Below are 18980 nucleotides of genomic sequence, written 5' to 3' on the forward strand. Positions count from 1 at the left end.
CCTCACGCCTTGTCGGCGGGGACGAGGCGCCCGCAGACCAGCTTCGTCGGCGGGTCCTGCGGACGCTCGGGCGCGGCCTCGGCCCGCACCTGGGCTTCGGGAATGGTCTCGGGCGGCGTTGCGCCGGCCTCGGGCCCGGTCAGCCGGGCATCGCGTGTCCCCGGTGGCGGCGCATCGGGTCCCGAATGCCGGGTATGGCCGGCCTTCTTGAAGGCGGTGGCATCCTCGATGTCGGCGTCCGCGGCGCAGCCCCAGTCGAGCGCTTCGTCCTGGACGTAGCGCTTGCCGAGCCGCCACGCCGTCTCCGCCTTGGCCAGTTCGGCGCCGAGATAGAAGGCGTGGGCGCCGTCGCTCGCGACATCGAGTTCGGGGAAGAAGGCCATCGCGTCGGTGCCGACCCTGTGAATGTCGCGATTGTAAAGGTGGATCCCGTCTTCGGCGGTCACGATCCGGTAATTCGGGTCGCGCACCTCCGCGGCGGCCTGGGCGATCTCGTCGGCCGTCTGCACGAACGGGCGCTTGTCGTGGAGGGCAAGCAGCGCCCGACCGTATCCCTTGGGCAGCGCGGAATCGGCCTTGGCCGCGTACATGACCCGTCGGGCGGCGTCGTGCTCCTCGACGGTGCGGCGGGTGTGGTTGGAGACCTGCACGATCAGCACATTGCCGATCGACAGTTCCGAGCACATGCCGACGAGCAGCGCGGTGACGCCGAGGGAATCGGCCTCGGTCAGCTCGGTGAGATTGCCGGTGCCCATCATCATGTTGATCTCGGGCCAGCGGGCGCGGGTGTCGCGGTAGCGCGCGATCGAATCGACGAAGCCGTGATGGATCGGCTCCAGGATCGGATCGGCGAGGAAGGGGCGTCCCGCCTTCAGCATGCGCTCGATCGCGCGATCCAGGGAGGGCAGGTCGTCCGGCCGCAGGGGCACGAGGATCGGCACCGCGTCGGTCTCGAAGGCGAGATCGAGAGTCTCCTCGTTCAGGCTCAGCAGGAAGTCGGCGCCGGCCCCGGCGCCCCGGACCAGTTCCTCGCGGGAGAAGGAATCGACGCTGACCTTCAGGCCTGCGCCTTTGAGGGCCTGGACGGACTCCTCGAGATGCGGAAACGGGGTGTCGGGCAAGCCGCCGAGATCGATGACGTCCGAGCCGCGCTGGGCGAGATCGAGGCCCTTGGCGACGATCTGCGCGACACTCATCTTCGACGCATCCACGATCTCCGAGAAGATCCGGAGGTCGTGCCGGGACAGATCGACCTTGCGCGCGGTCAGGCCGAGCCAGGCCGGCAGGTCGACCACCTCGTCGGGTCCCCGCTCCACGGGCACACCGAAATGGGCGGCGAGATGCTCCGGGTTGGCCCGGCACCGGCCCGGAAGGATGATCCGGGTGGCGCCCTCGGGGAGGACGATCCGTCGGCGGATGATCTCCTCGGTCATCAGCGCCGCGACCTTCACGCCGGCATCCGCGATGCTCCAGTGTAGATTCTCCGGCAGCCCCGCCGCGACCTTCTCGAGCCGCGCCCGGGCCAGACGGCCGGTGACGAAGACGATGTGCTCGGGGGTGCTCACGCGGCGGTCCTCGTCTCGACCGCAACGCGGCACTGCGGGCCCCAGATCTCGATCGCCCCCTCGAACTTGGCTGCGAAGCCCGGGAAGGCGCCATCCACGATCCCCTCCTGCGCCAGCGCGACGGGATCCCGGCCCTGCGGTACATCGATGGATTTCACCAGGACGCAGCGCTCGGCCCGGATCCGCGTCGCGAGCCAGAGGGCGAGGCTGTCCGAGGTCACGTCCCAGGTTTCCGGAATGTCCGGATGGCCGCCGCGCAGGCCGCGCGGATTCCAAACCCGAATCCGGGCGGGCGCGGTCTCCGCCCAGGGCTCCAGGCTCTGCGCCAGACGCGGCTCGATCCCGCGGAAGATTCCGGCCGCGTCGCTCATGGCATCGAGGGCCCGGCGATGGGCCTCGGCATCGCCGAACCGCTCCCGTGCCTGCGCGGCCCGGACGGCGTCGGCGAAGGCGCCGCCGCCCGGGACCACGATGCAGCGCCCGTGCGCCCCGTCGCCGATCGCCGTCAGCAAGGCGCGGCGGCGATGCGGATCCGCTTCGAGGCTGCCGCCGATCTTGATGACGGTGGTCACGCCGCGTCCTGCCGGCTCGGCCGGAGGGCGCGCAGCGCCTCGGCCACGCGCAGGGGATCGATGCCGTTGCGGCGGTCGAAGTCCCGGCACAGGCCGCCGCGGAAGCCGAGATAATCCGGCCGGTATGCGCACAGAACCGGGATGTCGATCACTCGAAGCGACCCGGCGAGGCCACTCATCAGGCCGTGCCCCCGGCAGGCGGCGGTGAAGGCCGAGAGATCCGCGGGAGCGGCGAGATCGGGCAGGCGGGCGCCGGTCTTCCCTGCGGTATCGACCATGGCGCCCGCGAAGCCGGCGGCTGCGAGTGCGGGCACATGCGGGGCCGTCGTGCCGTCCTCGGCGAAGAGCACGGCGATGAGCCGCCGCGGTGCCGCCGCGACAAGGTCAACAAGGGCCGACGGATCCCGGAGCAGGGCTGGCGTGAGGCCCACCTTCACCCAGTCGACGCCGGTCCGCGCCAGGGCGGCCACGGATCGGACCGCGGGATCGGCCACCGCACTCGTCGCGGCGCCGCCGGACACGCGGGCGACGATCTCCCGCACGATCCCGTCGTCCAGGGCGCCGAGCGCCCCGCGCTCCGGATCCTTGGCATCGATCAGGTCGGCACCCGCAAGGCGAGCGGCCTCGGCCTCAGCCGGATCGCGGACGCTGACGAGGAGCCGGAGCAGAGGATCTTGCTGGGTTGAAGACGTGGGCACGAAACACTCGGACTTGAACGGACCGTCTCAGGACTTCCCGGGCAGCGGCTCGGCGAGCAGGCGGTTCTTCACCACCCAGCGCATCGCGTGCGCCCAGGTATCGTCGGTGTCGGCGCGGATCGTCACCTGGCCGCCGCGCACCGCCTTGCCGGTATCGGCCTCGGCGATCGTGACGCTCAGGTTGAAGATCTGACCGGACCCCTTCTCCACATAACCGGTCACGACGAGGTCCGCACCCAGGCTCTTGGCGATGTCCGCCGCGCAGCCGTTGCATTTGTAGAGCGGCCCCTCCTTGGCGACGACGTCGGCCTTGGATGCGGTATCGACGATCTCCAGCCCGGCCCTGTCACGGAGGGCGTTGCGCAATTCGTCCGTGACGAGGGTGAGTTTTCGCGCATCGACCGGCCGCGTCCGGGTTCCATAGGAGGCGCCGGGATCGAAGAGTTCAACCGGAAACACGGCCGCCTTCTCGGCGGCGCTGGCCGCGCCGGGCAGGGCGGCCGAGAGCGCCACGAAACTGCAGGCAATCGCGGCGCGGAGAGACGTCAGGCGCATCGGCGGGAGCTTCCTCTCGAGGCGTTCGGCCGCCCGTATCGGCGGCGTCGTTCCCGCCATAGGTCGGGCGAAGGGACAATTTGGCAATGTACTTCCGCGTCCACCTATCCCACGACGGCAACGTGAACGTCGGGACGACACGCCGCGGTTGAGCGGCCAGAGCGGAAGCTGATAGAGGCCGCCCACATGCATCATCCTGCACCCGACACCGTCTTCCGGCCTCCGACGCGCCCGGCTTGGCTGCGCGCGGCCCTCGTTGCGCTGGCCCTGGCTCCCCCGTCGGCATGGGCAGAGGACCAAGCCCCGGCTGCGGCGGCGCAACCGGCCCAGCACGCGGCCCCGCAGGGGATCGAGACCCATATCGGCCTGATCTACCGGCCGCAGCCTGCGCCGTCCTCCTACGATGCCGAGGCGGCGCCCGAGGACGAGGGCCTGGCCGGTGCCAAGATGGGCATCGCCGACAGCAACACCACCGGCCGTTTCACCAAGCAGTCCTACGTCCTCGACGAGGTGGCGCTGACGGACGACAAGCCGGACGCCGTGGCGGCCGCCAAGACGCTGATCGGCAACGGGGTGCGCTACCTCGTCCTGGCGCTCCCCGCAGATTCCGTCCTGGCGGTCGCGGACGCAATCAAGGACACGGGGGCCGTCATCCTCAACGCGGGGGCGGCCGACGACCGTTTGCGCGGCGCCGATTGCCGCGCCAACGTGTTCCACATCCTGCCGTCCCGGGCGATGCTGACCGATGCCCTGGCGCAGTACCTGACCGTGATGCGCTGGCGGAAGCTCTTCCTGATCGTCGGCCCGACCGAGGCCGACAAGGCCTACGCCGACGCGATGCGCAATTCGGCGCGGAAATTCGCGCTGAAGATCACCGCCGAGAAGCCCTGGACCTTCGGCCCGCTCGCCAAGGCGCGCGGCGACACGCCGACCCGGGCCGAGGCGATGGTCTTCACCCGGGGCCTCGACTACGACATGGCCGTCGTGGCGGATGAGGAGGGCGACTGGGGCGACTACGTTCCCTACCGCACCGTCGATCCGCGGCCCGTCGGCGGAACGCAGGCGCTGACGCCCACGACGTGGTCGCCGGTCCTGGAGACCTGGGGCGCCGCGCAGGCCCAGAACCGCTTCCGCCGGCTCGCATCGCGGCTGATGCGCCCGCTGGATTACCAAGCCTGGGCGGCGGTGCGGACGGTCGGCGAAGCCGTGACGGCGAAGAAGACCAACGATCCGGCCGTGATCGCCCCGTACCTCGTCGATCCCGCCTTCACCCTTCCGGCCTACAAGGGCGTGCCGCTGAGTTTCCGGCCCTGGGACCATCAGTTGCGCCAAGCGATCATCGTCGTGCAGCCCAAGGCGCTGGTCTCCGTCGCGCCCGAGCAGGGCTTCCTGCACCAGCGCACGCCCCTCGATACGCTGGGCGTCGACCTTCCGGAGACCACCTGCAAATTCAAGTAGGCCCGCGGCCTGCGGCGATGGAGAGCGGCCAAGGCCCTCGCAACGCGCGGGAATCGCACTACAAACCACCGGAGAGAACGTCCGCCGAGGACGCCGGGAAGCCGCAAGGGAAGGAATTGGGATGAGCCGCCCCGTCGAGGCATGTCTGAGTGGGATCGCCCTTGGGGCGTGGTTCGCCCTGTGCGGTCCGGCCGCCGCCTTCACCGCCTACGTCACGAACGAGAAGGGCAACTCGGTCAGCGTCATCGACACCAACACCATGGCGGTGACGGCGACCTGGAAGGTGGGGCGGCGCCCGCGCGGCGTGACCGTCTCCAAGGACGGCAAGGAGGTGTACGTCTGCGCCAGCGACGACGACCGGATCGACGTGCTCGATACGAGTTCCGGCAAGGTGGTGCGCTCGCTGCGCTCCGGGCCGGATCCGGAGCAGTTCATCCTCGATGCCTCCGGCAACCCGCTCTACGTCGCCAACGAGGACGACAGCCAGGTCACGATCATCGACATCGAGAAGAACAAGGTGCTCGCCGAGGTGCCGGTGGGTGTCGAGCCGGAGGGGATGGGCCTGTCGCCGGACGGCAAGGTCCTGGTCAACACCTCCGAAACCACCAACATGGCCCACTTCATCGACACGAAGACCTTCCAGGTCATCGACAACGTGCTGGTCGATGCCCGGCCGCGCTTCGCCGAGTTCACCGCCGACGGCAAGTACCTGTGGGTCTCGGCTGAGGTCGGCGGCACGGTGAGCGTCATCGACGTGGCGCAGCGCCGGGTGATCAAGAAGATCACCTTCAAGATCCCGAGCGTGAACGACGAGGCGATCCAGCCGGTGGGCATCCGGATCACCAAGGACGGCAGCAAGGCCTTCGTCGCCCTGGGTCCGGCCAACCGCGTCGCGGTGATCGATGCCAAGACCTACGAGGTCGAGAAGTATCTGCCGGTCGGCCAGCGCGTCTGGCAACTGGCCTTCACGCCGGACCAGAAGATGCTGTTCACCACGAACGGCACCTCAAACGACGTCTCGGTGATCGACGTGGCCGCCGAGAAGGTGGTGAAGAGCATCCCGGTCGGGCTCCTGCCCTGGGGCGTGGCGATCTCGCCGAACTGATCCGCGCGACCTCCGGGCGCCAAGCGAGGACGGCCGCGCGCGAAGCGGCCCTAGGGTGGAACACGACATGACGCGCATGTTTCGAACGGCGGCCCTCGGCCTGGCAGGGCTGCTCGCCGCAGCCCCGGCGAGTGCCCTCGACCTGACCAAGAAGCGGGAGAACCTGACCGACCTCGTCCTGGGCGACGATCAGGGCAACGACTTCGTGGTCGAGAACAAGGACATCACCCTTGAATCCGGCAAGGCCTACCGGCTGCGGATCGTCGCCAAGGGGCGCCAGGAATACAAGTTCTACGCGCCGGAGTTCTTCCGCTACATCTGGTTCAACCAGATCGTGATCGAGCACAAGGAGATCCACGGCGGCGGACCGCCCGATCACCTGGAGTTCGACGATCCCGGCGAGATCGCCATCGAGTTCGTGGCGATCAAGCCCGGCACCTACACCTGGGCGGCGCGCGGCCTGGAATCCAAGGGCATGACCGGCACGCTGACGGTGAAGTGATGCGCATCCTCCTGCTCTCCGCCTGCCTCCTCGCTGCCGGTCCGGCTTTCGCGGCCGACGATGCCTCCGCCTGTGCCGAAGGCATCACGATGATCCGCGACGCCCTCGCGCTGAATCCGCCGGAGGCGGCCGTGCCGAAGCTCAAGAAGGCCCTGCGGGTGGCCGAGCGGGAGCAGAAGGAGGGCGAGTTCGACGAGTGCCTCGACGCCGTGTCCGACGCCCGGAAGGTCCTGGGCCGATGAGCGCATCCGAGGCGGCGGCCCTCCTGATCGAGCATGTCGGCCACCGGTTCGGCGCCCGCGCCGCGCTGGACGACGTCTCGATCACGGTGGAGCGCGGGCACTTCGCCGCGCTGCTGGGGCCGAACGGCGCCGGCAAGACGACGCTGTTCTCGGTCATCACCCGGCTCTACAACAACCAGACGGGGAGGGTCTCGATCTTCGGCCACGCCCTCGATCGCGAGCCGTCCCGGGCGCTGGCGCGGCTCGGCGTCGTGTTCCAGGCCCGCACCCTCGACACCGATCTCACCGTCGAGCAGAACCTTCTCTACCATGCGAGCCTGCACGGCATCACCCGCAACGCCGCCAAGGTCCGGGTCGGCGAACTCCTCGACCGCGTCGGTCTGGCGGATCGGCGCCACGACAAGGTGCGCACGCTCTCGGGCGGGCAGTCGCGCCGCATCGAGATCGCCCGCTCGCTGATCCATCGCCCGGACCTGCTGCTCCTCGACGAGCCCACCGTCGGACTCGACCTCGAGTCGCGGGCCGACATCGTGGCGATCGTCCGCGCCCTGGTGCGGGAGGAGGGATTGTCGGTGCTCTGGGCAACCCACATCTTCGAGGAGATCGCGGACGACGACGATGCGGTGGTCCTGCACCGGGGCCGGATCGTCGCCCGGGGACGGGCCGGCGAGATCGGCATGCCCGGCGAGGCGCTCGCCGACGCGTTCCGCCGCCTCGTGGCCGAACCGGGGAGGGCGGCGGCATGACCCATCCGACACCCCTCGCCACACGGATCGGCGCCGCCCCGCCGCGGAGCCAGACGGAACGGATCGGTCGCCTCGACGCGGTGGGCTACCTGATCTGCCTCGGCGGCATCGTCCGCCGCGAATTGCTGCGCTTCTTCAATCAGAAGGAGCGGTTCTTCTCGGCGCTGGTCCGGCCGCTGGTCTGGCTGTTCATTTTCGCGGCGGGTTTCCGCAACACGCTCGGCGTGTCCATCGAGCCGCCCTACCAGACCTACGTGCTCTACGAGGTCTACGTGGTGCCGGGCCTCGCCGTGATGATCCAGCTGTTCAACGGCATGCAGTCGTCCCTGTCGATGGTCTACGACCGCGAAGTCGGCTCGATGAAGGTGCTGCTGACCTCGCCCTATCCGCGCTGGCTGCTGCTGCTTGCCAAGCTGATCGCCGGCGTCGCCGTCTCGATCGTGCAGGCCTACGCGTTCCTCGCCGTGGCCTATTTCTGGGAAAGCGACATCCCGGTGCTCGGCTACCTCACGGCGCTCCCGGCATTCCTGGCCACCGGGCTCATGCTCGGGGCGATCGGGCTGTTCCTGTCCTCGCTGGTCCGCCAGCTCGAGAACTTCGCCAGCGTGATGAACTTCGTGATCTTCCCGATGTTCTTCGCTTCCTCGGCCCTCTATCCCCTGTGGCGGATTCGGGAATCCTCGGAGACCCTGTACTGGATCTGTGAGCTGAACCCGTTCAGCCACGCGGTCCAGCTCGTCCGCTACGCCCTCTACGTCCAGTTCGAGCCGGTCGCCTGCGCCGTGGTGGTGGGCGTGGGGCTCGCCTTTTTCGGCATGGCGGTGGTCGCCTACGATCCCGGTCGCGGCATCATGGCCCGGCGCGGCGGCCCGGCCGGCGACAACACCTGATGGAGCCTGCCTGATGAACGTCCTCCTCACCCGCATCCTCGGCCCGGTGCTGGGGCTGGCCTTTCTCTCCGGCCCCGCCCTGGCTCAGCCGAAGCCGGACCCGAATTGGCCCTGCGTCCAGCGCAAGGTCGCCACCCTGAGCGCCGGCCAGTTCTGGACCGGACCGGACGTCGCGGCGGCCGGCGATTGGGGCAGCGACAACGATGCGGCGGTCCTGGCGCAGAAAATCGCCTCCCGGCGCACGGACCTGTCGCAGGTTGGGCCGCTCCTCGACACGTTCGTGGAGAAATTCGGGTCCGACAAGGACGCGAAGGACAAGGCCCTGACGCGCGTCTTCGCGGGCGTGTTCGAGGTGCTGAACGGCGAGCGGGACAAGGTGGTCAGCGGCATCGCGCGCTACGCGCAGGGGCAGCGCCGGATGGCCGAGCGGATCCGCGACGAGGCCGACAAGATCAGCCAGGTGAAGGACGCGCCGAGCGCCTCGGACGCCACCGAGCTTCCCAAGGACCAGTCCGAGCTGGAGACGAAGTTCGCCTGGGATCGCCGGATCTTCCAGGAGCGAAGCCAGTCACTGACCTATGTCTGCGAGGTTCCACAGCTGCTGGAGCAGCGGCTCGGCGAGCTCGCCCGCCTGATCCAGGCGCGACTCTGACAGCGTTCGGCCTCCTCTTGCCGATTCATCCCGGGCACATTGCCGAAACGTCCCTAAGCCTCTGAGATCGTTATCGAAACTGTTGCCGTTTCACCACGTCGTGACGGCTTAGCTTGGCTCCGACCGGAAATAGAGCCGAAACGCGGCTCGCGTGTTCTTGAACCAATTGTGTGCGTCCCCGGCACCCGCCAAGAGAGACCCAAGCTCGGAAGTCACGAGCATGTGTTCGGTCTTGAGGGGGTTGGGGATGTCACTTCGGGCGCTTCGGAGCAGCCTGGTCGCGTCAGCATCGGTCCTGGCGGGGACGGTTCTCCCCACCGCCGTGCAGGCTCAGCAATCGGTGACGCTCGGCGAGATCAGCGTCGTCTCGACGTCGCCGGTCGGGTCCGGCGGCGGCAATTCGAGCCAGGCGCAGATCTTCAACGGGCCCGGCCCGGTGCCGCCGGCGGGTTCGGTGGGACCGAGCACCGGAACGCGGCTGCGCGGCTCCGAGCAGCCCCTTTACAAGATCCCCAGCACCGTCGAGTCGGTCACCGCCAGCGATCTCACCATCGATCGCGCCAGCAACAACCTGACCACGACGCTGGCCCGGCGCACCCCTGGCATCAACGTCTCCGACTCGCAGGGCAACAACAACCGCGTCGACATCACCTATCGCGGCTTCACGGCCTCGCCGGTCCAGGGCGTGCCGCAGGGGCTCGCCGTCTATCAGAACGGCGTGCGCATCAACGAAGCCTTCGGCGACATCGTCAATTTCGACCTGATCCCCCCGCAGGCGATCCAGCGGATCGACGTCGTCACCGGCAACCCGGTCTTCGGCCTCAACGCGCTGGGCGGCGCGGTCAACATCCAGATGAAGAACGGCTTCACCTGGCAGGGCACCGAGATCTCGGCCTGGGGCGGCTCGGACGCACGCACCGCCGGCTACCTCGAATACGGCAAGGTCTCCGGCCCCTGGAGCGTCTACTTCACCGGCGACGGCCTGAACGACCGCGGCTGGCGCTACGAGAGCCCGAGCACGATCGGCCGGATCTACGGCGACATCGGCTACCGCTCTCAGGATTCGGAGTTCCACCTGATCGGGCTCGCCGCCCGCAGCTTCTTCGGCGCAGCCGCCGCCACCCCGGTGGACTTCACCCACCGCGACCCGCGGGCGATCTTCACCTACCCGCAGACCACCACCACCGAGGTCGGCACCCTCCAGCTCACCGGCCGGGTGGACATCTCGCCGACCTGGGATCTCGCCGGCAACGCCTATTTCCGCCGCTTCAGCCAGACCTACGTCGACGGCAACGACGGCAACTTCGAGAATTGCAGTACACGGTCGAGCTTCCGCGGGAATCTCTGCTTCGAGGATGACGGCTTCAGCCCGGCTGCCGGCCAGTCGCAGAACGCCTTCCGCAACCAGTTCCTGATCCTGGGCCAGCAGAACCAGCGGATCCCGTTCCGGGCGGGCATCCCGTACGGCACGCTGGACACGACCCGGACGGAAGCCACCGGCTTCGGCGGCTCGCTGCAGGCGGCCAACCGCGACCGGATCTTCGGCCTGTCCAACACGTTCGTGGTCGGCGGCAGCATCGACGCGGCCAACTACTCGTTCAAGTCGTCCAGCACCCTGGGCGTGATCAACCCGAACCTGTCGATCACCACCGATCCGAGCAACCCGTTCTACGGCAACATCCCGGGCCTCGGCACGCCGCAGCTGCGGACCGCGGGCGCGCTGGGCATCGCGCCGAGCTCGGTCAACGGCTCCAACCTCTATATGGGCCTCTACACCCTCGACACGCTCGACGTGACCGACCGGCTGTCGCTGACCGCCGGTGCCCGGCTCAACTTCGCGCGCATCCAGAGCGAGGATCTCACCGGCTTCTCGCCGGACGTGACCGGCACGCACTACTTCAACAAGATCAACCCGGTCGCCGGCCTGACCTACCGGTTCTTCGACGCGCTGAACCTCTACGGCAGCTATTCGGAGTCGAACCGCGCCCCGACCCCGCTGGAACTGGCCTGCGCCAACCCGGACCGGCCGTGCCTGCTGCCGAACTCGCTGGTGGCCGACCCGCCGCTCAAGCAGGTCACCGGGCGGACCTACGAGGTCGGCTTCCGCGGCCAGCTGCCGAACACCTATGACGGCGGCATCATCACCTACAAGATCGGCGCCTTCCGCACCGACCTCGCCAACGACATCCTGTCGCTGGCCACCCCCGGCAACACCGCCCGCGCCTATTTCGTCAACGTGCCGTCGACGCAGCGGCAGGGCATCGAGGTCGGCGGCGAGTACACGGCGGATTACCTGCGGGTCTACGCCAACTACGCGCTGGTGGACGCGACCTTCCAGTTCAACGGCACCCTGTCGTCGCCCAACAACCCGCTGGCGGATGACGGCGCGATCCAGGTCCGCAAGGGCAACATCGTGCCGCTGGTGCCGACCCATCAGATCAAGGCCGGGTTCGACTATTTCGTCACGCCCAACTGGCAGTTCGGCCTCTACCTCCAGGCCTTCTCCTCGTCCTACTTCCGCGGCGACGAGTCGAACCTGAACCGTAAGCTGCCGCCCTACTACGTGCTGAACTTCCAGACGAAGTATCAGGTGACGAAGAACCTCGAGGTCTTCGGCCTGATCACCAACCTGACCAACAACCGCTACGCCACGTTCGGCACCTTTGCCGAGCCGGGCGCGGTGGCCGGCAACCTGCGGATCAGCGATCCGCGGACCACGACCCTGGCGCAGCCGTTCTCGGTCTACGCCGGCATCCGCTACGCCTTCGGTGCCGACCCCGTGCCGATGTCGCCGGAGCCGATCATCCGGAAGTATTGATCCGTCCCAGGTGTCCAGAAGCGGGCGCCTCCCGCGGCCGACCGGCCGCGCGGGGCGCCCGTCGCGTTTCGCGGCCCTGCATGCGGCCTCCTGTCTCGGGAACGGGCCCGTCTGCCCGGCGTCTCCCCGGTAGCCGCGCCGGCGCGTCACAATCCGCTCAGGAACGGGATGTCAGCGCCGGCCGCAATCCGACACCGTGGAGTTTCATCCTGATGATCATGCGTTTCGCCGTTGCAGCCCTGGCCCTGGCGGCCGCCACGCCGGCCCTGGCGACCCCGTGCGCCGACGAGGTCTCTACGCTGCAGAGGCGGCTCGACAGCGCCGGCGCCGTCGCAGTAACGGGCAAGACGCCGCCCGGCGGCCCAACCTCGTCCAACTCGCCCAAGGCGCTCGACACGCCGCCGAAGCTCACCGAGTCGGATGCCGCGGTGAAGCCCACGGCTGCAGGTGTCGAGGAGGCCAAGAAGCTCGTCGCGCAGGCGAGCCAGCAGGACAAGGCCGGGGACGCTCAGGGCTGCCGCGACACGATCATGAAGGCCAAGGAGAAGGCGGGCGCCTTGCCGTAGCGGCACCCGTGGCCGGCTCCGCTCGGGTGCCGGCCCCTCCGCTCAGTAGGCGTTCTCGGTCTTGAACAGCGCGAAGGGCGTGGTGAGCAGGATCTGCAGGTCGAGCAGCACCGACCAGTTCTCAATGTAGTAGAGGTCGTGCTCGACGCGCCGCTGCAGCTTCTCGGACGTATCGGTCTCGCCGCGCCAACCGTTGACCTGGGCCCAGCCGGTGATGCCGGGCTTGACCTTGTGGCGGGCGAAATACCCGTCGACCACCTGATCGTACAGGGTGTTGGCGGCCTTGGCCTGAAGGGCATGCGGGCGTGGGCCGACGAGCGACAGGTCGCCCTTCAGCACGTTGAACAGCTGCGGCAACTCATCGAGCGAGGTCTTGCGGATGAAGCGGCCGACCGGCGTCACGCGCGGATCGCCCCGCGTGACCATCCTGGCGGCGCCGGCGTCGCACTGATCCACGTACATCGAGCGGAACTTGTAGACCTCGATCAGCTCATTGTTGAAGCCGTGGCGCTTCTGCCGGAACAGGACCGGCCCGCGGGAGGTCAGGCGCACGGCAAGGGCGATCACCAGCATGAGCGGCGACAGCGCCAGAAGCATCATCAGACCGACGCACCGATCGAATACCGCCTTCACCACCACGTCCCAATCGGCGATCGGCCTGTCGAAGACGTCGAGCACCGGAACCGACCCCAGATACGAGTAGCTGCGAGGACGCAGGCGCAGCTTGGCGGCGTGGGCCGAGAGCCGGATGTCGATCGGCAGAACCCAGAGCTTGGCGAGCATCTGGAGGATCCGCGCCTCCGCGGTGATCGGGATCGTGAAGACGATCAGGTCGAGCCGGGCGTGCCGCGCATAGGCCACGAGGTCGTCGACATTGCCGAGCTTCGGATGCCCCGCCACCACGTCCGATGACCGATCGGCGTTGCGGTCGTCGAACACGCCGACAATGCGGATGCCGCTCTCGCTCTGTGTCTCCAGGGCGGCGATCAGGGCTTCCGCGGGCTGGCCGCCGCCCACGATGGCGGTGCGCCGGTCGAACCGACCGGCCCGGGTCTGGGCGTCGATGATCCGGAAGAGGACGAAGCGCCCGACCAGCAGCATCGCGAGTCCGGCGCCGAAGAAGGTTCCCAGCCAGAGGCGCGAGTAATGGTCGGCCACCTTGGCCAGCACGAGGCCGGTGGCGACCATCAGAAAGGTCAGCGACCACGCCACGATCAGCCGGATCGCCGTCCTGAAGAAGCTCCGGAAGGCGGCGATCCGATAGCCGCCGGACGCCTGAATCAGCGTCACGGTGGTCACGGCGATCATCCCGATGACGCCCGCATAGGTCAGACCGAACGGCACGCGACCGCGCAGCATCAGCACGTGCAGGAGCGTACCGAGGCCGAAGATCAAGGCGCATTCCAGCGCGCGCACCAGCCCGGCCACGACGACGGGCGAGATCGCCGTGGGCCCGGGAACCGCAGCCTCGGCGAGGGGGGCGCTGTCACGAGCCGGCGCCGAAGAGGCCTCCATCGGCACGGCGGCGTCGAGAAGATCGCGAATATCGAACGCGCTCATCGATCGGCTCCCCCCGAGCCCTGCAGCCGCCACTTCGAACGGAGCTTGGCACGGGGCATTGATTGAAGACTTAAGGGCGAGGCTGTCGCGGCTTTTTCCACTGCGACGCACAAGCCCCGGCGCATCACGTCCCTGCGACCGAGCTCAGGCGGTCCGGGCTCCAGCGATCTCACCGGGGGCAGGCTTGCGGCTTTGCGCGCGGGCCTCGAAGGCCGCGGCGTAGCCGGAGATCACCTCGCTGCCCATGCGCTCCAGCGAGAAGCGCTGCCGGATCGATGCGCTGAGGCTCTGCGTCCGGGCGGCGAGCACATCGGGTGGGGCGTCGAGGACGCGCCGGATGCCGTCTGCGAGCGCGCCCGCATCCCCGGACGAGACCAGATCGGATGCGGCCGGACCGAAGATCTCCGGTATGCCGCCGACTCGGGTGGCGACCAGGGGCTGCGCCGCCGCCGCGGCTTCCAGCACGACGTAGGGCAGCGATTCCGCCAGCGACGGGACGACCAGGATCCGTCCGCGGGCGAGCACGGAGCGAATCGCCTGGGGCGGCTCGAACGCCACCGCATCGGCGAGACCGAGGCGTGCCACGGTCTCGCGGAGGCTCTGGGCATCCGGGCCCGAGCCGACCATCAGCAGGCGCAGCGCCCGGCCCTCGGCGCGGAGCCGGACCAGGGCTTCGAGCAGATAGGGCAGACCCTTGGCCTCCCGCAGCTCGCCGACATAGAGCAGGTCGAAGGGCTCCGCGACGCGGTCCAGGGGTGCGAACTCGGCCTCGGCGATGCCGTTGTGCACGATCCGCGTCACACGCTCGGGACCGCCGACGAAGCGCCGGTGCCGGCCGGCGACGTACTCGCTCTCGAACAGGAACGCGTCGGTGCGGCGGGCCAGCATCGCCTCAGCCCCCATGTAGAGACGGTGGAGCCCAGTGCCCGGACGGTAATTGTAGCTGCCGCCATGCGGGGTGTACGCGCGGATCGCCGGGCCCGCCCCGGCAAGGCGTGCATAGACACCGCCTTTGGCGCCGTGACCGTGAAGCACCTCCGCGCCGACCGCGGCAGCCCGTTGCGCGACGTGCCGGAGGCAAGACCAGTCCGACAGATGCGGATTGCGGCGCATGGGGATGCGGAGGAGGCCGAGATCCAGGATCGGCAGCAGATCCGCCAGGGCTCCCGCGGCGCGCTCGCCGCCGGTGGTGGCGTCGCAGACGATCCCGACCTGATGGCCCGCGGCGGCCTGCAGGCGGGCGAGATCCATCACGTGCCGGAACAGGCCGCCTACGGGCGCCCGGAACACGTGAAGGATCCGGTAACGCTCAGCACTGCCAGGGGCGTTCGACTTCGGGACCATGGTTCAGCTCCCGGGAATATAAGTTCCCAGGTTATGATCCACCGGTGGTCGCGGGACACTTAAAGCAGGATCGGGGGGCTCGACCTTTCGGTCGGGACGGTAAGCGGAGTTTTACGTGCGGGGCCGCAACCGATCCCGCCCTATGTCAGCGGTGCGCCGTTCAGGCTGGCCCAGATCGTCCCGTAATGGCAGGCCGCCGCGGCCAGGACGAAGCCGTGCCAGATCGCGTTCTGGAAGGGCAGGGTCCGCCAGATGTGGAAGATCACACCGATGGAGTAGAGCGCCCCGCCGATGCCCAGCAGCCACAGAGCCGTGGGCTGGAGCGCTGCGATGACGGATTCGTACGCGAGCAGGCCGCTCCAGCCCAGCAGCAGGTAGAGGCCGATCGACAGCCGATCGAACCGGCCCGGCAGGAGGAGCTTCACCGCGATCCCGATCAGCGCCACCACCCAGATGATCGCCAGCAGCGCATAGGCTCGGATCCCCGAACCCACGAGGGCGACCAGCGGCGTGTAGGTGCCGGCGATCATCAGGTAGATCAGGGCGTGGTCGGCGCGGCGGAGCAGCCATTTGCGCGGACTCACGGGGTACAGGTTGTAGAGGGCAGAGACGCCGAGCATCAGGACCAGTGCCGCGGCGTAGACGACGACTGCCGCCCGCTCCCCGAGCCCGAGATGTGTGGTGACCGCCGTGGCCACCAGGGCTACCGCACCGGCGAAACCGAGGAGAACGCCGAGGCCGTGGATCACGCCATCCGCCACGATCTCCCGCGGCGTGTAGTGCCAGGTCAGGGAGAGGGGTCGGCCATCTTCCGCGAGAGACATCTTGAAGCCTCCTGCAACGCTTGCAGCATAAAGCTTGAGAAGTCTAAGTCGTTCCCCGTGCAGATTGCTGATGCGGAGTTATCCCAAGGTTCCACTAAAAGCGGTAAAAGTCTCGTGCAGCGCAGCACGATGGCCGCACCGCACGATAGCCTAGATCCGGCCTCTCGCCAGCCCCTCGAACCCCAGGGGCGGCTCCGCGGCCGCCGGCATCACTACGCCGGATCCCCGGCTGATCCGGGCATGGACTGTCGCCATCGTCAGCACGGCCATGGCCAGCACCTGATGCGCGAGCGCCGCCCAGAGCGGAACGGCGAGGAGCAGCGTCGCGATTCCAAGCGCCATCTGGGCGAGAACGAGGATCACGACACCGTTGGCGCGGCCGGCCGCGTTCGCCGGCCCGGTGAGGCGGGCGTCGATGGCGTGAAGGATCGCCACGACCAAGACCAGATAGGCCGTCACCCGATGGTCGAACTGAACCAGGGCGTGGTTGTCGACGAAGTTCTCGATCCAGGGCCGGATCGCGAACAGGCTGTCCAGCGGCGGCACGAAAGCGCCGTCCATGGTGGGCCAGGTATTGAAGACGAGGCCGGCATGGGAGCCGGCGACGAGCCCTCCGAGGAAGATCTGCACCAGCACCAGGATCGGGAGCACCATCGCGGTCGCCTGCAGGCGTGCCGGGACCGGCGCCAGGACGCCGCGGCGCTCGCCCGCCGCCAGCCAGACGAGGCCGGCCAGGATCAGGCTGGCGGTGGTGAGGTGCAGGGCGAGCTTGAGCGGGGCCACCGCGGTCATGCCGGGCTGGAGGCCCGAAGCGACCATGATCCAGCCGATGGCGCCCTGAAGGCCGCCGAGCACGCCGAGACCGAGCAGCCCGAATCCGAGACGCCGGCTTATCCGGCCCTGCCACCAGAACACGATCAGCGGCAGGAAGAACACGAGGCCGATGAGCCGGCCGAGGAGGCGATGGCCCCATTCCCAGCCATACAGGACCTTGAAGGCGGACAATCCCATCCCCTGGTTGAGGATGTTGTATTGCGGCGTGTCCTTGTACTTGGCGAATTCGGCGGCCCAGTCGGCCTCGGTGAGGGGGGGGATCGCCCCGGTCACGGGGCGCCACTCGGTGATCGACAGGCCGGACCCGGTCAGACGCGTCGCGCCGCCGACCGCCACCATGGCGACGACCATGGCCGCGACCACGTAGAGCCAGGTCCGCACCGCCCCCGACCGCCGGTCGCCCGCGCCACTCATGTCCATGCCCGTCCCTTCCGCGGATGCCGGGATGCCCCGGCCGCCGCCTTCGGGTTAGGGGATGTCCGACCGCCCAGCAACGGCGCCGGCGCCGCAGCCCGCGTCAGCGGGCGCGTTGCCAACCGGATCACAGGACGGTAGCCGTCCCCGGTCGGCGCCGGGAGCGCCGGCCGCGAGGCCACGGACACAGCAATGCGCCGCCGCACCCGAACCCTGATCGGCACCCTCGTGATCCTCGCCTTCGTCTGCCTCTACGGCCCGCTGGCGATGGCCCTGGCCGACAGCCGCATCGCGGAGACGCCCGCGCCGGTGCAGGCGGTGATCTACTCGATTCTCGGGATCGCCTGGATCTTCCCGCTGATGCCGCTGATCCGGTGGATGGAGCGGCCCGATCGCTGACGCCGATCCCTCGATTTTGCCGCACTCGGGGATCACAAGCCTGCCCGTTCCCGCTCGAGATCCCGCTCCGTGCACCGCCCGTCCCTATGCCTTACGCCTCTGGCTGCCCTCGTCGTGATGCTGGCGCCCTTGCCGGCCCTGGCTCAGGGGACCCCGCGCTCCATCGGTGAATGCGAGCGCCTGAAGAACGACCTCGCCTACAATCAGTGCCTCGCGATGTTCGGCCCCGCGGCCAAGAACGTCGCCGGCGGCTACGCCTCGGCCGACACCGCTGTCGCCACGGCTGCCACCCCGGCGGCCGCCATGGCAGAGCCGATCCCGCAGGTGGAGGAGACGGCCGAGGCCAGCACCAGCCGCCGCCGGCGCTACCGGTCCGCGCGCGGCCGGCAGTACGCCTCGTTCTCGACCGGCTACCGGCACCGGCGCCGGCGCTGACGCCGGCCTCCGGATCGTCCGCTCCGACGCCTGGCATCTCGACCGGGATCCTCTGGGATCTCGACTTTAAGGCAGGTTCGGAGATTCCAGAGCCTCGAGGACCCGCGCGCCCGGCATCGAGCCGTCGCCGGGCCAGACGTTCCAGTCGGCGACCTGATCGAGGGCTTCGGCGAGCCGCCGCTTGTAGACGTGCCGCGGCACCTCCTCGGCGCCGAACTGGGTGAGATGGTCGGTGACGAACTGGGTATCGGCGAGCCGGTAGTGCCCGGCGCGGAGGCGGGCCATCAGGTGGACGAGGGCGACCTTCGAGGCGTCGCGCACCTCGTGGAACATGCTCTCGCCGAAGAAGGCCGCCCCCAGCGAGACGCCGTACAGGCCGCCGACGAGCCGCCCGTCCGCGCCCGCATAGACCTCGACCGTGTGGACATGGCCGAGATCGAACAGGGCGCCGTAGAGTTCGCGGATCCGTGCGTTGATCCAGGTGCGCTCGCTGTCCCGGCGCGGCGCGGCGCAACCGTCGATCACAGCTTCGAAGTCGGTGTCGCAGCGGACCACGAACTGGTCGGACCGCACCGTCCGGGCGAGGCGCCGGGGGACGCGGAACGCGTCGAGGGGCAACACGCCCCGCGCCTTGGGCTCGACCCAGTAAAGCGTCGGGTCGTCGGCGTCCTCCGCCATCGGGAAGATTCCCGCCGCGTAGGCCTTCAGCAGGATCTCGGGGGTGATGTCCACGCGGGCGGAATCGTGCATGCCGTGAGTGTCGCGCGCGGCCGGCGCGAAGACCAGATACCGCGCGTGGAG

Annotated in this window: 20 protein-coding genes; 11 read left to right on the top strand and 9 right to left on the bottom strand. The window is 68.9% G+C overall.

The window, feature by feature from the left end; genetic code table 11:
- Nucleotides 1-2 precede the first annotated feature (2 nt).
- The 4 genes from BM396_RS12860 to BM396_RS12875 are packed head-to-tail and all read right to left on the bottom strand — an operon-like array spanning nucleotide 3 to nucleotide 3390.
- Complete coding sequence (locus BM396_RS12860) at nucleotides 3-1565, bottom strand: DUF6513 domain-containing protein (RefSeq protein WP_043380729.1); 1563 nt, start codon at nucleotides 1563-1565, stop codon at nucleotides 3-5.
- A complete protein-coding gene (locus tag BM396_RS12865; RefSeq protein WP_043355760.1) occupies nucleotides 1562-2137 on the bottom strand; it encodes an amino acid kinase family protein in 576 nt (191 codons plus the stop codon). The genes BM396_RS12860 and BM396_RS12865 overlap by 4 nt, the downstream gene beginning before the upstream one ends.
- Nucleotides 2134-2835, bottom strand: a complete 702-nt coding sequence (locus BM396_RS12870; RefSeq protein ID WP_051975972.1) for a (5-formylfuran-3-yl)methyl phosphate synthase — start codon at nucleotides 2833-2835, stop codon at nucleotides 2134-2136. Before BM396_RS12870 ends, BM396_RS12865 begins: the two co-directional genes overlap by 4 nt.
- A gap of 27 nt (nucleotides 2836-2862) precedes the next feature.
- Nucleotides 2863-3390: a DUF3280 domain-containing protein gene (locus BM396_RS12875; RefSeq protein WP_043380837.1), complete on the bottom strand. Its 528-nt coding sequence runs from the start codon at nucleotides 3388-3390 to the stop codon at nucleotides 2863-2865.
- A 186-nt stretch (nucleotides 3391-3576) separates the two neighbouring features.
- Here BM396_RS12875 and BM396_RS12880 point away from each other — a divergent pair, with 186 nt between their 5' ends.
- The 9 genes from BM396_RS12880 to BM396_RS12920 all read left to right on the top strand — a co-directional run bounded on the left by BM396_RS12880 (nucleotide 3577) and on the right by BM396_RS12920 (nucleotide 12369).
- Entirely contained in the window at nucleotides 3577-4848 is a 1272-nt protein-coding gene (locus BM396_RS12880; protein WP_043380727.1) for an ABC transporter substrate-binding protein, read from the top strand.
- A gap of 121 nt (nucleotides 4849-4969) precedes the next feature.
- Nucleotides 4970-5953 carry a YVTN family beta-propeller repeat protein gene (locus BM396_RS12885; protein ID WP_043348205.1) on the top strand — a complete coding sequence of 328 codons (984 nt, stop codon included), beginning with the start codon at nucleotides 4970-4972 and terminating at the stop codon, nucleotides 5951-5953.
- A 67-nt stretch (nucleotides 5954-6020) separates the two neighbouring features.
- The gene (locus BM396_RS12890; RefSeq protein ID WP_081948588.1) at nucleotides 6021-6455 is read left to right on the top strand and encodes a cupredoxin domain-containing protein; all 435 of its coding nucleotides are present in this window, start codon (nucleotides 6021-6023) and stop codon (nucleotides 6453-6455) included.
- Nucleotides 6455-6697 (top strand): hypothetical protein, encoded by a 243-nt coding sequence (locus BM396_RS12895; RefSeq protein WP_043380724.1) that lies wholly within the window; start codon nucleotides 6455-6457, stop codon nucleotides 6695-6697. The genes BM396_RS12890 and BM396_RS12895 overlap by 1 nt, the downstream gene beginning before the upstream one ends.
- Nucleotides 6694-7443, top strand: coding sequence for an ABC transporter ATP-binding protein (locus BM396_RS12900; protein ID WP_043380722.1), 750 nt, complete (start codon nucleotides 6694-6696; stop codon nucleotides 7441-7443). The genes BM396_RS12895 and BM396_RS12900 overlap by 4 nt, the downstream gene beginning before the upstream one ends.
- Nucleotides 7440-8333: an ABC transporter permease gene (locus tag BM396_RS12905; RefSeq protein ID WP_043348198.1), complete on the top strand. Its 894-nt coding sequence runs from the start codon at nucleotides 7440-7442 to the stop codon at nucleotides 8331-8333. The genes BM396_RS12900 and BM396_RS12905 overlap by 4 nt, the downstream gene beginning before the upstream one ends.
- Nucleotides 8334-8346: 13 nt before the next feature.
- Nucleotides 8347-8985: a hypothetical protein gene (locus BM396_RS12910; protein ID WP_043348195.1), complete on the top strand. Its 639-nt coding sequence runs from the start codon at nucleotides 8347-8349 to the stop codon at nucleotides 8983-8985.
- Between the two features lie 247 nt (nucleotides 8986-9232).
- A complete protein-coding gene (locus tag BM396_RS12915) occupies nucleotides 9233-11803 on the top strand; it encodes a TonB-dependent receptor (protein ID WP_091994826.1) in 2571 nt (856 codons plus the stop codon).
- Nucleotides 11804-12015: 212 nt separating this feature from the next.
- Complete coding sequence (locus BM396_RS12920; RefSeq protein WP_078947280.1) at nucleotides 12016-12369, top strand: hypothetical protein; 354 nt, start codon at nucleotides 12016-12018, stop codon at nucleotides 12367-12369.
- A 42-nt stretch (nucleotides 12370-12411) separates the two neighbouring features.
- Here the strand turns inward: BM396_RS12920 and BM396_RS12925 are convergent, their stop codons facing one another.
- The 4 genes from BM396_RS12925 to BM396_RS12940 all read right to left on the bottom strand — a co-directional run bounded on the left by BM396_RS12925 (nucleotide 12412) and on the right by BM396_RS12940 (nucleotide 17351).
- The gene (locus BM396_RS12925) at nucleotides 12412-13929 is read right to left on the bottom strand and encodes an undecaprenyl-phosphate glucose phosphotransferase (protein WP_043380719.1); all 1518 of its coding nucleotides are present in this window, start codon (nucleotides 13927-13929) and stop codon (nucleotides 12412-12414) included.
- Nucleotides 13930-14073: 144 nt separating this feature from the next.
- The gene (locus BM396_RS12930) at nucleotides 14074-15273 is read right to left on the bottom strand and encodes a glycosyltransferase family 4 protein (RefSeq protein ID WP_043380717.1); all 1200 of its coding nucleotides are present in this window, start codon (nucleotides 15271-15273) and stop codon (nucleotides 14074-14076) included.
- Nucleotides 15274-15413: 140 nt separating this feature from the next.
- Entirely contained in the window at nucleotides 15414-16097 is a 684-nt protein-coding gene (locus BM396_RS12935) for a PAQR family membrane homeostasis protein TrhA (RefSeq protein ID WP_043345925.1), read from the bottom strand.
- 150 nt (nucleotides 16098-16247) lie between these two features.
- A complete protein-coding gene (locus BM396_RS12940) occupies nucleotides 16248-17351 on the bottom strand; it encodes a COX15/CtaA family protein (RefSeq protein ID WP_043380715.1) in 1104 nt (367 codons plus the stop codon).
- Between the two features lie 186 nt (nucleotides 17352-17537).
- On the opposite strand from BM396_RS12940, the gene BM396_RS12945 reads away from it, so the two are divergent.
- Both BM396_RS12945 and BM396_RS12950 read left to right on the top strand, forming a co-directional pair.
- Nucleotides 17538-17744 (top strand): DUF2842 domain-containing protein, encoded by a 207-nt coding sequence (locus BM396_RS12945; protein WP_043345928.1) that lies wholly within the window; start codon nucleotides 17538-17540, stop codon nucleotides 17742-17744.
- A gap of 69 nt (nucleotides 17745-17813) precedes the next feature.
- Nucleotides 17814-18179, top strand: coding sequence for a hypothetical protein (locus BM396_RS12950; protein ID WP_043345929.1), 366 nt, complete (start codon nucleotides 17814-17816; stop codon nucleotides 18177-18179).
- Between the two features lie 66 nt (nucleotides 18180-18245).
- Here the strand turns inward: BM396_RS12950 and aat are convergent, their stop codons facing one another.
- Nucleotides 18246-18929, bottom strand: a complete 684-nt coding sequence (gene aat / locus BM396_RS12955) for a leucyl/phenylalanyl-tRNA--protein transferase (protein ID WP_043345931.1) — start codon at nucleotides 18927-18929, stop codon at nucleotides 18246-18248.
- Nucleotides 18930-18980 lie beyond the last annotated feature (51 nt).

This window comes from Methylobacterium sp. UNCCL125, from assembly GCF_900116795.1.
Lineage (GTDB): Bacteria > Pseudomonadota > Alphaproteobacteria > Rhizobiales > Beijerinckiaceae > Methylobacterium > Methylobacterium fujisawaense.

What these genes read in the sequence shown, in the direction of transcription:
- BM396_RS12930 (WP_043380717.1), bottom strand. Translation starts at nt 15,273, where the DNA reads ATGGTCCCGAAGTCGAACGCCCCTGGCAGTGCTGAGCGTTACCGGATC.
- BM396_RS12885 (WP_043348205.1), top strand. Translation starts at nt 4,970, where the DNA reads ATGAGCCGCCCCGTCGAGGCATGTCTGAGTGGGATCGCCCTTGGGGCG.
- BM396_RS12910 (WP_043348195.1), top strand. Translation starts at nt 8,347, where the DNA reads ATGAACGTCCTCCTCACCCGCATCCTCGGCCCGGTGCTGGGGCTGGCC.
- aat (WP_043345931.1), bottom strand. Translation starts at nt 18,929, where the DNA reads ATGCACGATTCCGCCCGCGTGGACATCACCCCCGAGATCCTGCTGAAG.
- BM396_RS12920 (WP_078947280.1), top strand. Translation starts at nt 12,016, where the DNA reads ATGATCATGCGTTTCGCCGTTGCAGCCCTGGCCCTGGCGGCCGCCACG.
- BM396_RS12900 (WP_043380722.1), top strand. Translation starts at nt 6,694, where the DNA reads ATGAGCGCATCCGAGGCGGCGGCCCTCCTGATCGAGCATGTCGGCCAC.
- BM396_RS12905 (WP_043348198.1), top strand. Translation starts at nt 7,440, where the DNA reads ATGACCCATCCGACACCCCTCGCCACACGGATCGGCGCCGCCCCGCCG.
- BM396_RS12915 (WP_091994826.1), top strand. Translation starts at nt 9,233, where the DNA reads ATGTCACTTCGGGCGCTTCGGAGCAGCCTGGTCGCGTCAGCATCGGTC.
- BM396_RS12935 (WP_043345925.1), bottom strand. Translation starts at nt 16,097, where the DNA reads ATGTCTCTCGCGGAAGATGGCCGACCCCTCTCCCTGACCTGGCACTAC.
- BM396_RS12875 (WP_043380837.1), bottom strand. Translation starts at nt 3,390, where the DNA reads ATGCGCCTGACGTCTCTCCGCGCCGCGATTGCCTGCAGTTTCGTGGCG.
- BM396_RS12880 (WP_043380727.1), top strand. Translation starts at nt 3,577, where the DNA reads ATGCATCATCCTGCACCCGACACCGTCTTCCGGCCTCCGACGCGCCCG.
- BM396_RS12945 (WP_043345928.1), top strand. Translation starts at nt 17,538, where the DNA reads ATGCGCCGCCGCACCCGAACCCTGATCGGCACCCTCGTGATCCTCGCC.
- BM396_RS12940 (WP_043380715.1), bottom strand. Translation starts at nt 17,351, where the DNA reads ATGGACATGAGTGGCGCGGGCGACCGGCGGTCGGGGGCGGTGCGGACC.
- BM396_RS12925 (WP_043380719.1), bottom strand. Translation starts at nt 13,929, where the DNA reads ATGAGCGCGTTCGATATTCGCGATCTTCTCGACGCCGCCGTGCCGATG.
- BM396_RS12895 (WP_043380724.1), top strand. Translation starts at nt 6,455, where the DNA reads ATGCGCATCCTCCTGCTCTCCGCCTGCCTCCTCGCTGCCGGTCCGGCT.
- BM396_RS12890 (WP_081948588.1), top strand. Translation starts at nt 6,021, where the DNA reads ATGACGCGCATGTTTCGAACGGCGGCCCTCGGCCTGGCAGGGCTGCTC.